This is a genomic window from Vibrio sp. YT-17, from assembly GCF_033337375.1.
In the GTDB taxonomy this organism is placed as follows: Bacteria; Pseudomonadota; Gammaproteobacteria; order Enterobacterales; family Vibrionaceae; genus Vibrio; species Vibrio alginolyticus.
This window is the reverse complement of sequence record NZ_JAWOQP010000029.1, coordinates 38,092-50,285: the sequence shown is the minus strand read 5'-3', so window position 1 is coordinate 50,285 and position 12,194 is coordinate 38,092. Positions and strand designations below refer to the sequence as shown.

General features: G+C 44.9%; 12 protein-coding genes and 1 tRNA gene. 7 read left to right on the top strand and 6 right to left on the bottom strand.

Annotated features, from left to right (window positions below; translation table 11 throughout):
* Positions 1 to 2: 2 nt before the first annotated feature.
* The 6 genes from R7F67_RS21195 to lolB form a co-directional block, all read right to left on the bottom strand.
* Positions 3 to 76: transfer RNA gene (locus R7F67_RS21195), tRNA-Met, on the bottom strand.
* A 284-nt stretch (positions 77 to 360) separates the two neighbouring features.
* On the bottom strand, positions 361 to 1,452 hold the full coding sequence (gene ychF / locus R7F67_RS21190; RefSeq protein WP_005393178.1) for a redox-regulated ATPase YchF: 1,092 nt from the start codon (positions 1,450 to 1,452) through the stop codon (positions 361 to 363).
* 10 nt (positions 1,453 to 1,462) lie between these two features.
* Positions 1,463 to 2,053: an aminoacyl-tRNA hydrolase gene (pth, locus tag R7F67_RS21185; protein WP_005384112.1), complete on the bottom strand. Its 591-nt coding sequence runs from the start codon at positions 2,051 to 2,053 to the stop codon at positions 1,463 to 1,465.
* 151 nt (positions 2,054 to 2,204) lie between these two features.
* Positions 2,205 to 3,149 (bottom strand): ribose-phosphate pyrophosphokinase, encoded by a 945-nt coding sequence (locus R7F67_RS21180; protein ID WP_005393176.1) that lies wholly within the window; start codon positions 3,147 to 3,149, stop codon positions 2,205 to 2,207.
* Positions 3,150 to 3,176: 27 nt separating this feature from the next.
* Positions 3,177 to 4,049, bottom strand: coding sequence for a 4-(cytidine 5'-diphospho)-2-C-methyl-D-erythritol kinase (gene ispE / locus R7F67_RS21175; RefSeq protein WP_021034139.1), 873 nt, complete (start codon positions 4,047 to 4,049; stop codon positions 3,177 to 3,179).
* Entirely contained in the window at positions 4,046 to 4,684 is a 639-nt protein-coding gene (lolB, locus tag R7F67_RS21170) for a lipoprotein insertase outer membrane protein LolB (RefSeq protein ID WP_226084100.1), read from the bottom strand. Before lolB ends, ispE begins: the two co-directional genes overlap by 4 nt.
* Positions 4,685 to 4,818: 134 nt before the next feature.
* Here lolB and hemA point away from each other — a divergent pair, with 134 nt between their 5' ends.
* The 7 genes from hemA (at position 4,819) to ushA (ending at position 12,098) form a co-directional block, all read left to right on the top strand.
* Positions 4,819 to 6,075: a glutamyl-tRNA reductase gene (hemA, locus tag R7F67_RS21165; RefSeq protein WP_005384104.1), complete on the top strand. Its 1,257-nt coding sequence runs from the start codon at positions 4,819 to 4,821 to the stop codon at positions 6,073 to 6,075.
* A gap of 29 nt (positions 6,076 to 6,104) precedes the next feature.
* Positions 6,105 to 7,193, top strand: coding sequence for a peptide chain release factor 1 (gene prfA / locus R7F67_RS21160; protein WP_005382222.1), 1,089 nt, complete (start codon positions 6,105 to 6,107; stop codon positions 7,191 to 7,193).
* A 3-nt stretch (positions 7,194 to 7,196) separates the two neighbouring features.
* Positions 7,197 to 8,051 (top strand): peptide chain release factor N(5)-glutamine methyltransferase, encoded by an 855-nt coding sequence (gene prmC / locus R7F67_RS21155; protein WP_017634841.1) that lies wholly within the window; start codon positions 7,197 to 7,199, stop codon positions 8,049 to 8,051.
* Positions 8,052 to 8,091: 40 nt separating this feature from the next.
* On the top strand, positions 8,092 to 8,475 hold the full coding sequence (locus R7F67_RS21150; RefSeq protein ID WP_005382225.1) for a SirB2 family protein: 384 nt from the start codon (positions 8,092 to 8,094) through the stop codon (positions 8,473 to 8,475).
* 6 nt (positions 8,476 to 8,481) lie between these two features.
* Positions 8,482 to 9,291: a SirB1 family protein gene (locus R7F67_RS21145; RefSeq protein ID WP_005384098.1), complete on the top strand. Its 810-nt coding sequence runs from the start codon at positions 8,482 to 8,484 to the stop codon at positions 9,289 to 9,291.
* 53 nt (positions 9,292 to 9,344) lie between these two features.
* The gene (gene kdsA, locus R7F67_RS21140) at positions 9,345 to 10,196 is read left to right on the top strand and encodes a 3-deoxy-8-phosphooctulonate synthase (protein WP_005384095.1); all 852 of its coding nucleotides are present in this window, start codon (positions 9,345 to 9,347) and stop codon (positions 10,194 to 10,196) included.
* A 219-nt stretch (positions 10,197 to 10,415) separates the two neighbouring features.
* Entirely contained in the window at positions 10,416 to 12,098 is a 1,683-nt protein-coding gene (gene ushA / locus R7F67_RS21135) for a bifunctional UDP-sugar hydrolase/5'-nucleotidase UshA (RefSeq protein WP_318057332.1), read from the top strand.
* Positions 12,099 to 12,194 lie beyond the last annotated feature (96 nt).

The window sequence follows — 12,194 nt, the reverse complement described above, 5'->3', positions numbered from 1 at the left end:
GGTGGCTACGACGGGATTCGAACCTGTGACCCCATCATTATGAGTGATGTGCTCTAACCAGCTGAGCTACGTAGCCAAAACCATATTTTTTGTTCTCAACGCTTTGTTGCCTTGTCGTTGGGAACGGCGCGCATTATGCGAAGTTGAGTGAGATCCGTCAACAGTTTTTTTTAATAAATTTCGGAAAAAACCTCGTTCGCTTCCTTTTTAAACAAAGAGGCGTGTTTATGATCTAAAACTGGAAATAAATTAGCTTGCAGTTGCGTAATTTATTTTTGTTCATTTACTTAAGGTATTAAAAAAGCCAGCTTAACAGCTGGCTTTTAGTGTAAATGAAGTGTTTAGAATTCATTCATTTAATTAAACATTGAAGCGGAAGTGTACAACATCGCCATCTTTTACGATGTAGTCTTTACCTTCTAGACGCCATTTACCTGCGTCTTTTGCGCCATTTTCACCATTGAATTGGATGAAATCGTCGTAACCAACTACTTCTGCACGAATAAAGCCTTTCTCGAAGTCAGTGTGGATCTTACCTGCCGCCTGAGGCGCAGTTGCACCAACAGGGATTGTCCAAGCACGTACTTCTTTAACACCTGCTGTGAAGTAGGTGTGTAGAGTCAGTAGTTCGTAACCAGAGCGAATTACACGGTTCAGGCCCGGCTCTTCGATCCCCATATCTGCTAGGAATTCTTCGCGATCTTCATCTTCTAGTTCAGATAGTTCAGATTCGATAGCTGCACATACAGGTACAACGACATTGTTTTCTTTTTCTGCGAACTCACGAACCGCATCTAGATATGGGTTATTTTCGAAGCCATCTTCGTTTACGTTTGCAATGTACATAGTTGGCTTCAGTGTTAGGAAGTTTAGGTAGCCGATTGCTGCTAACTCTTCTTTAGATAGCTCAACTGTGCGTGCCATGCCGCCTTCAGTTAGTACTGGTAACAGTTTTTCTAGTACGGTTAGTTCAAATTTTGCGTCTTTATCGCCGCCTTTTGCCTTCTTCGCGTTACGTTGAATCGCTCGCTCACAAGAATCAAGGTCAGCCATTGCAAGTTCAAGGTTGATCACTTCGATATCTTCGATAGGTGAAACTTTACCTGAAACGTGAACAATGTTTTCGTTTTCAAAACAGCGTACAACGTGGCCAATCGCGTCTGTTTCACGGATGTTAGCTAGGAATTTGTTACCTAAACCTTCACCACGTGATGCACCAGCAACAAGACCAGCGATGTCCACGAACTCCATCGTCGTTGGAAGAACTCTCTGTGGGTTAACGATCTTAGCTAGTGCGTCTAGACGTAGATCTGGCACAGGAACCACACCAGTGTTTGGTTCAATGGTACAGAACGGGAAGTTTGCTGCTTCGATACCCGCTTTAGTTAGTGCGTTGAACAGAGTTGATTTACCTACGTTAGGTAGACCAACGATGCCACATTTAAAACCCATGATAGTAACCTTATTCAGCTTTGAACGTGTGGAGGCGATTTTGTGCTTTAGATAGGCCATCCTTAATCAGGATATCTAGACAACGAACAGCCTCATCAGCTGCTGCATCTAAAAGCTCTTGCTCTTTAGCTGGCGCTTTACCTAATACAAAACCCGCCACTTTATCTTTGTGTCCCGGATGACCAATGCCAATACGAAGACGATAAAAATCTTTGTTATTGCCCAGTTTGCTAATGGTGTCACGCAGACCGTTGTGTCCACCGTGACCCCCACCTTTTTTAAACTTAGCGACACCTGGCGGTAAGTCTAGCTCGTCATGAGCAACCATGATCTCTTCAGGTTTAATTTGATAAAATTTCGCAAGCGCTGCGATCGATTTACCTGATAGATTCATGAAGGTGGTTGGGATAAGCAAACGGAGATCCTGGCCATTGACCATAATGCGTCCTGTTAGACCAAAAAACTTTGGTTCGTTCTTCAGTGTAACGTTGTGAACGCGTGCTAATTCTTCTACAACCCAAGCGCCCGCATTGTGACGAGTTCTGGCGTATTCTGGTCCTGGATTAGCAAGACCAACAAGAAGTTTGATTTGTTGACTCAAGGTTAGGATCTCTCTGGAATCTCAAAAAGCGCAGTATGATAGCACAGAAAACTCGCGGTGGGCGACCAAGGGATTTTCTAGTTATCAGTACAAATAAAAAAACACCCCAAAGAGGGGTGCTTTTGAAATCAGTGTAACTGAAATGTTCGTATTAGTTGAACATTGCAGAGATTGACTCTTCGTTGCTGATACGACGAATCGCTTCAGCTAGCATGCGAGATAGGCTTAGTGTTGTCACTTTACCTGTTGCAGCCATCTCTTTAGACAGAGAGATAGAGTCAGTTACGATAACTTGGTCAAGAACTGAGTTCTTGATGTTATCCGCAGCGTTGCCTGAGAATACTGCGTGAGTAGCGTAAGCGAATACACGCTTAGCACCGCGCTCTTTTAGTGCTTCAGCTGCTTTACATAGTGTGCCACCTGTGTCGATCATGTCATCAACGATCACACAGTCACGACCTTCAACATCACCGATTAGGTTCATTACTTCAGAAACGTTTGCACGTGGACGACGCTTATCTACGATTGCGATGTCGATGTCGCCTAGTGCTTTTGCTGTTGCACGAGCACGAACAACGCCACCTAGGTCAGGAGATACCACTACAGGGTTATCTAGACCGCGAGCCTGCATATCTTCAAGTAGCACTGGCGTGCCGAAGATGTTGTCTACAGGTACATCGAAGAAGCCTTGAATTTGCTCTGCGTGTAGGTCGATAGTTAGAACGCGGTCAACACCAACGTTAGATAGGAAATCAGCAACAACTTTTGCAGTAATTGGCACACGCGCAGAACGTACACGACGGTCTTGGCGAGCGTAGCCGAAGTAAGGGATAACTGCAGTGATACGGCCTGCTGAAGCACGGCGCATTGCATCAATCATAACAACCAATTCCATTAGGTTGTCGTTAGTCGGTGCACAAGTGGATTGAATGATGAAAACATCGCTACCACGAACATTCTCATTGATTTGAACTGCAACTTCGCCATCAGAAAAGCGAGAAACAGATGCATCACCAAGAGAGATGTAAAGACGATCAGCAATACGTTGGGCTAGTTCAGGTGTTGCGTTACCAGCAAATAGCTTCATATCAGGCACGGTGGAAACCTCGGGTTTGCGTCCAGTTTAAATAGGTCGGTGTGAGGCTGATTGGTATTCAGCCAAAGTCTCTTTTAATGGCGAAATATTGCGCCCTTGAGCGACAAATGCCGAGACTTTATCAGAGAGTTGTGCAAGGATAGTTTCTGCTTCAGATTTGCTCGAAAATTCAGCAAAAACGCAAGATCCTGTCCCCGTCAATCTTGACGGCGCGTATTGTAGCAGCCAAGAAAGTTGCTTATCAACCTCTGGGTAGAGCATTCGTACAATTTTTTCGCAATCGTTTACGCTTGGCGTATTTAAAAGTGTTTCTAGATCTCGTTTTGGGGTGTTTCGCGTCAAATCTGGATGACAAAAAACGTCGACGGTTGCGATAGATACATTCGGTCTGACGACTAAATACCACTTTTCTTCGGGATAAGCAGGAGAGAGTTTTTCACCAACACCTTCAGCAAAAGCTGCAAATCCGCGCACAAATACGGGCACGTCTGCGCCCAGTTTTAAACCAATTTCAGCCAGTTCGTCGTCAGTTAGATTCAGTTGCCATAAGTAATTCAGTGCCACTAATGCTGTAGCTGCATTCGATGAGCCCCCACCAATGCCTCCACCCATAGGCAGCACTTTCTGTAGCTCAATATGCGCGCCAAAAGGGCAGTTTGAGTAAGTTTGAAGCGCGGTTGCTGCTTTCCAAATTAAATTGTCTTGAAGGGGCACACCTTCTATGTCTGGAGAAATCGTAATATCACCAGAATGGTTCGCTTGAATGGTGAGCTCATCGCCGTGATCGACGAATTGGAATAAGGTTTGTAACTCGTGGTAGCCATTCTCTGTACGGCCGTTGATATATAGAAAGAGATTCAATTTCGCTGGTGATGGCCAGCGTGTTGAAAGTTCAATCATTGGGTGATGTTCCATTTTGTGATCACTAGATTTATTTTGACATCAGCTGTGGTGAGTTTCAGCTTATTTGGCAGAGGGAGAGACTGTTCATGCCATTGAACGTCGCCATATCGTTGATAAGCAATACTCCAATCATTTAAACCAATTTGTTTGTTTAACGCTTGCAGTGTATTGGTTGGAGACAGTTGGAATTTGTCGGCATCGGTCGGTAGACCTAATAGCCAGTCAGGCATGTGATCGACGGGCATCATTAACCCTGTAAGACGGTAAATCAGCTGGTTAGCACTGCGAGAAGAAAGGACCTGATCGTCGTAAGTTTCTACTGTGGCGCCTTGTGGGGTGATGGTGAGCTTTAATGCCGTTTGTCCGAGAATCGTTGTTAAACGCAACTGGCTTAGTGCTGAAGAATGTTTCCAGTAGAAGTTTAAATTTTGTCTTTGGTCTGGGCCAATATAACCAAGTTTCCCCGTTGCTTGAAAATCTCGGATGGTTTCGAGTCGCTGCTCATGAGCTTGCCATTCAACGCTGGTAACACTTTCAGGAACGGACGAACAACCAGCGAGCAGTAAGCTCGACAAGAAAAAAAGAATAAAGGAGCGTAACGTCATGTTTGATAGCTTATTAATCAGTTTCATCGGGAATCGCTCACAACTATAGCATTGAAAAGTCGCACTTAGGAAAACAAATCCGGCTTACCCTTTCAATAAATGCGTGCTTACAGTAAAATTCTGGACCTATTTTATAACCTATCCCAGAGATACCACGTTAGATGTCCTTGCTTGCTATTGGAATTAATCACAATACAGCGTCTGTCGACTTGCGAGAGAAGGTGGCGTTTGGTCCGGATAAACTCGGCCCTGCACTCGAGCAACTTAGAGAGCACGAAGCAGTTAACGGCAGTGTGATTGTTTCAACCTGTAACCGAACTGAGTTGTACTGCGATGTTAAGCAAGGAGCGCGAAACAAGTTGATCGATTGGCTTGCTCAATTTCATCAAGTGAGCCGCGAAGATTTAATGCCGAGTTTGTATGTTCATGAAGAACAAGCTGCAATAAAGCATTTGATGCGCGTATCGTGCGGTCTTGACTCTCTGGTGTTGGGTGAGCCTCAAATTTTGGGGCAGGTAAAGCAAGCATTTTCTGACTCGCGAGATCATCAAGCTGTCGATGCCTCGATTGATAAACTGTTTCAAAAGACGTTCTCAGTCGCCAAACGGGTGAGAACAGAGACAGATATTGGTGGTAATGCCGTGTCCGTGGCTTATGCGGCATGTACACTGGCAAAACATATTTTTGAGTCGTTATCAGATTCAACCGTGCTTTTAGTTGGTGCGGGTGAGACGATTGAATTGGTCGCGAAGCATTTAGCGTCCAACGGTTGCACAAAAATGATTGTCGCGAACCGCACTAAAGAGCGCGCGCAAGGCTTAGCGGACCAATTTGGCGCAGAAGTGATCAGTTTGAACGAAATTCCTGAACATTTGGCGAAAGCGGATATTGTGATTAGCTCAACGGCGAGCCCATTGCCTATTATTGGCAAAGGTATGGTCGAAACGGCTCTAAAGCAGCGCCGGCATCAACCTATCTTGTTGGTCGATATTGCGGTGCCGCGAGATGTGGAGTCGGAAGTCGGTGAACTGAACGACGCATATCTGTATTCTGTTGATGACTTGCAATCTATCATCGACAGCAACATTGAGCAGCGTAAAGTCGAAGCGATTCAAGCTGAAGCGATTGTTAGTGAAGAAAGCGCTGCATTTATGACATGGTTGCGTTCACTGCAAGCCGTCGATAGTATTCGCGACTATCGCAAATCAGCCAACGAAATTCGTGAAGAGTTACTGAGCAAAAGTTTGCAATCTTTAGCGGCAGGCGCAGATCCGGAGAAAGTGCTGCGCGAGCTGAGTAATAAACTCACCAACAAACTGATTCACGCTCCAACTCGCGCATTGCAAAGTGCAGCTGAGCAAGGCGAACCAGCAAAATTAACGATTATCCGCCAAACACTTGGCTTGGATGATCTATAACTCACGCTTTTTATTAAGAAAACGACACTATGAAAGCCTCTATTCTGACTAAGCTAGAAACGCTAGTAGAACGTTACGAAGAAGTTCAACATCTTCTTGGTGATCCTGATGTAATTGGAAATCAGGACAAATTCCGTGCTCTATCAAGAGAGTACTCTCAGCTAGAAGAAGTAACCAAGTGCTTCCAAGCTTATCAACAAGCACAAGAAGATCTTGTCGCCGCTGAAGAGATGGCAAACGAAGACGACGAAGAAATGCGTGAAATGGCGCAAGAAGAAATCAAAGAAGCGAAAGCGACGATTGAGCGTCTTACTGATGAGTTACAGATTCTTCTTCTGCCAAAAGATCCGAACGATGATCGTAACTGTTTCCTAGAAATTCGTGCAGGTGCGGGTGGCGACGAAGCGGGTATCTTCGCGGGTGATCTATTCCGTATGTACAGCAAGTACGCAGAAAAGCGTGGCTGGCGCATCGAAGTCATGTCTTCAAACGAGGCAGAGCACGGTGGTTACAAAGAGATGATCGCGAAAGTAAGCGGCGACGGTGCATACGGCGTGTTGAAATTTGAGTCAGGCGGTCACCGTGTACAGCGTGTTCCTGCAACTGAATCTCAAGGCCGTGTGCATACTTCTGCTTGTACAGTAGCAGTAATGGCGGAAATCCCTGAAGCGGATCTGCCTGAAATCAAAGCAGCAGACCTGAAAATCGATACGTTCCGTGCATCTGGCGCGGGTGGTCAGCACGTTAACACCACGGATTCTGCAATTCGTATTACCCACTTACCAACGGGTACGGTAGTAGAGTGTCAGGATGAGCGTTCACAGCACAAGAACAAAGCGAAAGCAATGGCGGTTCTTGCTGCTCGTATCGTTCAAGCGGAAGAAGAGCGTCGTGCCGCAGAAGTGTCTGATACACGTCGTAACCTTCTAGGTTCTGGTGACCGTAGTGACCGTATTCGTACATACAACTACCCACAAGGTCGTGTGTCTGATCACCGTATCAACCTGACCATCTATCGTTTGAACGAAGTGATGGAAGGTGACCTGCAGAGCTTGATTGATCCTGTGATTCAAGAGCACCAAGCAGACCAACTTGCGGCGCTCGCAGAGAACGGCTAATCGATGAGCCAAGTTCAATCGATTGAGCAAGCACTGAAAAGTGCGACGGCGAAACTGGCAGAAGGCGGCAAAGAGTCGCCTTCTCTCGATGCAGCTGTACTCCTTTGCCATGTCCTTGGCAAACCACGAACTTACCTGCTGACCTGGCCAGAAAAAGCGTTAGAAGCAGAGCAAAAATCTCAGTTTGATGCTCTACTTGAACGACGTTTAACTGGTGAACCCGTCGCTTATATTATTGGTGAGCGAGAGTTTTGGTCTTTACCGTTTAAAGTTTCTCCTTCTACCCTGATACCTAGACCGGATACAGAACGTTTGGTCGAAGTTGCACTCGATAAGACCTACGAGCAAACTGGGCCTATTTTAGATCTTGGAACGGGGACGGGAGCTATCGCCATCGCGCTTGCATCTGAAATGCCAAAGCGTCAAGTGATGGGCGTAGACCTTAAGCAAGAAGCGAAAGCACTTGCAGAGTACAATGCTGAGCAGCTAAACATCAAAAATGTGACCTTTGCTCAAGGCAGTTGGTTTGAGCCTATTACAGAAGGTACGAAGTTTGCTTTAATTGTCTCCAACCCGCCATATATTGATGAAAAAGATCCACATTTATCCCAAGGTGATGTGCGCTTTGAGCCAAAATCTGCATTAGTTGCTAAAGAGAATGGCTTAGCTGATATTCGTCATATCTCGGATCTTGCTCGTCAGTATCTTGAAGTGGGCGGTTGGCTGGCATTTGAACATGGTTATGATCAAGGTGAGGCGGTGCGTGAGATAATGCGTGGCTTTGGTTACCAACAGGTCGCTACGGAAAAAGATTATGGCGGTAACGATCGAGTAACACTTGGTTGTCTGGCCAGTTAATCATGGAAGTCAGCAAACACTAACTAAAAAGAGAAGAAAAATGTACGTAGCTCTAAAACACATACACTTAGTGACGATCGCTCTCAGCGCGACGCTACTATCGATCCGATTCGTGTTAATGATGATGAACTCACCGAAGCGAAATAATCGCTTTTTGAAAGTGTTTCCCCACATCGTTGATACTGCATTGCTAGTGTCAGGTATCGCGCTTATTTTCATTACTGGTTTCATCCCGTTTACCGATGCCGCACCGTGGTTAACAAACAAAATCACCTGCGTACTGGCGTACATTGCGCTTGGATTCTTCTCATTGAAACTTGCGAAAAACAACCTACTGAAGATATTTGGCTTTTTCGGCGCATTAGGTTGGTTGGTCATGGCTGCAAACATTGCTGTGTCTAAGAGCCCTACGTTATTTGGATAAGACGTCATGTTAGAGTTTTTTGACGAAGATTTTGACAATATACCGTTGGTGGAAGGTGCGCTTGAGCTCAACAAAGCGATTAACCCAGAAACCAAAGTACATTGGGCGAAACAAGAGTTAGAGCGTCTTTACAAAGATGCAGAAGCCACGCTTGTTCATGAAACCGATGAAGAGCAACGATTTGATGCATTCCTACGACTGTTTTTCCACGAGTGGGGATTCAAAGGCGACGAGCAGGAATACTTTATTTCGGACAACAGCTTCATCGATAAAGTGTTGGAGCGCAGAAAAGGTATTCCTGTGAGCTTAGGTTCGATTTTGTTATACCTAGGCAAAAAGCTGGGGTTCCCGTTGAAGGGAGTTACTTTCCCTACTCAGTTCCTGTTAAAAGTCGACTGGATGCATAAGAAGCCAGACTACATCAATCCATTTAATGGTGAGTATGTAGGTGAAAGGATTCTTCAAGCTTGGCTTATTGGCCAGGAAGGACCGCTAGCTCAGCTAAAGCCTGAACATTTTGAGGAAGCTGACAACCCAACAATTATTGGTCGCTGGTTGGCATTGATTAAAAGTGCGATGTTGCGCGAAGAGCATTATACGCTGGCATTACGTTGTACGAATCTTGCTCTAACGTTTGTGCCAGATGATCCATACGAAATTCGTGACCGTGGTTTTATTTTCCAACAGCTAGAGTGCCCTCAAGTAGCGGTATCAGATTTTCAGTACTTTATTGACCAATGCCCTGACGATCCGGCTTCTGAGCTACTAAAATCACAAGTTAATGTGATGAGTGAAACGCACGTCACACTTCACTAATTTTATCGATGTGCCGAACTGTGGCGTATCGTGGACAGAAAAAGAGAATCAAAATGGAACAGAAAATCGTTAATATCGGCGACATTCAGGTTGCTAACGACAAGCCATTCACCCTATTTGCAGGTATGAACGTTCTTGAGTCTCGTGATCTTGCGATGCAGATCTGTGAGCACTACGTAAAAGTAACGGAAAAACTTGGTATTCCTTACGTATTTAAGGCGTCGTTTGACAAAGCAAACCGCAGTTCTGTTCATTCATACCGTGGTCCAGGTCTGGAAGAAGGTATGAAAATCTTTCAGGAGCTGAAAGACACTTTTGGTGTAAAGATCATCACGGACGTTCACACTGAAGCACAAGCTCAACCTGTCGCTGACGTGGTAGACGTTATTCAGCTTCCTGCATTCCTAGCTCGTCAAACTGACCTTGTTGAAGCTATGGCTAAAACAGGTGCGGTTATCAACGTGAAGAAACCTCAATTTATGAGCCCTGGTCAAGTGGGTAACATCGTTGAGAAGTTCGCAGAATGCGGTAACGACAAGATCATCCTATGTGAGCGCGGTTCTTGCCACGGCTACGACAACTTAGTGGTTGATATGCTTGGTTTTGGTGTGATGAAAAATGCTTCGAAAGGTAGCCCAATCATCTTTGACGTAACGCACTCACTACAAATGCGTGACCCATCAGGCGCAGCATCTGGCGGCCGTCGTGAGCAGACAGTTGAGCTTGCTAAAGCGGGTCTAGCGACAGGCATCGCAGGTCTATTTATCGAAGCGCACCCAAACCCAGACCAAGCGCGTTGTGATGGCCCATCTGCACTGCCTCTAGACAAGTTAGAGCCATTCTTAGCACAAATGAAATCGCTTGATGATCTGATCAAGAGCTTTGCAGATATCGATATCAAGTAAACGCCAGATGACTGGTGGTAACAAATACTATAGCCAACCGATGTTGGCTATTTTTTTATCTGAAAAACTGTAAATTCTCAAACTTGTTACTGATGAATTTGTTATTGCTAAACAATGCATCATAATTATTAAATCAATGTGTTAGGGTGCACGTGGTTTTCAAATAGATCCAATGCTTAAAATGTGCGTCAGTAATCCCAATAAGAAAAAGGTAAATAAATGAATCAGCGTCTGATGATCAAAACTGTTTTGAGTGCCGCTATCTTGGCCTCGTTAGCTGGGTGTGCTACGCAACCTGTACCAGAATGGAATGCCGATACAACCTATAAATTGACCGTATTGCACACTAACGATCATCATGGTCGCTTTTGGCAAAATCGATACGGTGAATATGGCATGGCGGCGCGTAAAACGTTAATCGATGATTTGCGCGAAGAAATACAGGCTGAGGGGGGGAGCGTGTTATTGCTTTCTGGTGGTGACATCAACACAGGAGTACCTGAGTCTGATTTACAAGATGCCGAGCCGGATTTTAAAGGCATGAGCAAAATTGGTTACGATGCGATGGCTCTAGGTAATCATGAGTTTGATAATCCATTGGATGTGCTATTCAAGCAGCAAGAGTGGGCAAACTTTCCGATGTTGTCTGCCAATATTTACGATAAAAATACTGGCAAGCGTTTATTCCAACCATACGCGATGTTTAAAAAGCAGGGCATTAAAATTGCGGTCATTGGCCTTACAACCGAAGACACAGCGAAACTTGGCAACCCTGAATTCATTGAACAAATTGACTTCCGTGACCCAAAAGAAGAAGCCAAGAAGTTGATTGCAGAACTGAAAGAGACAGAGTATCCAGATCTGATTTTTGCTGTCACGCATATGGGACACTATGAAAATGGTAATAGAGGCATCAATGCTCCCGGCGATGTGGCGTTAGCTCGTTATTTGAATGACGGCGATCTCGACATGATCGTTGGAGGACACTCACAAGAGCCTGTTTGTATGGAAGGGCCAAACGTTATCAAAAAGAACTTTAAACCAGGTGATGAATGTCAGCCCGATAAACAAAATGGTACCTTTATTGTTCAGGCACATGAGTGGGGGAAATATGTGGGACGCGCCGATTACGAGTTTCGTAATGGCGAACTCTCGATGGTGAGCTACGATCTGATCCCTGTAAACTTGAAAAAGAAAGTTAAAGTTGATGGTCAGTCGCAACGAGTCTTGATCCAAGAAGAGATTAAACAAGACGAAGCGATGCTTGAGTTTCTTCGTCCTTATCAAGAAAAAGGTCAGGGCAAACTAAACGTGAAGATTGCAGAATCTAACGGTAAGCTTGAGGGTGACCGCAATGTGGTTCGTTACCAGCAAACAAACTTAGGTCGATTAATTGCAACGGCTCACATGGAACGTGCGAAAGCAGATTTCGCCGTAATGAATTCTGGTGGTGTTCGAGATTCGATTGCTGCGGGTGATATTACTTATAAAGACGTGCTCACTGTTCAGCCATTTGGCAATATGGTTTCTTACGTTGATATGACGGGTAAAGAGGTATTAGATTATCTAAATGTCGTTGCAACTAAGCCTGTTGACTCTGGTGCTTATGCACAGTTTGCCGGCATTGCGATGAGTATCAATAATGGTGAGGTAACCAATGTGTTTATTGGTAATAAGCAACTTCGCTTAGATGGTAATTACCGCTTTACCGTACCAAGCTACAATGCTGCTGGTGGTGACGGTTACCCTAAAATCGACGATCATCCAGGGTATGTAAATACAGGTTTTACCGATGCTGAAGTTTTGAAGGATTATTTAGAAACACACAGCCCTATTGATGTTAATGAGTATGCCCCTTCAGGTGAAATCACGTATTTAGTTGATACGGCGATTGATCAGTAACCCAACAGAGAAAAAGCGATTGACTCAAACTCGCTGATATCATTAACTAAAAGCGCAGATCCAATTCAGTCTGCGCTTTTTGTTTTTATGAGGAGA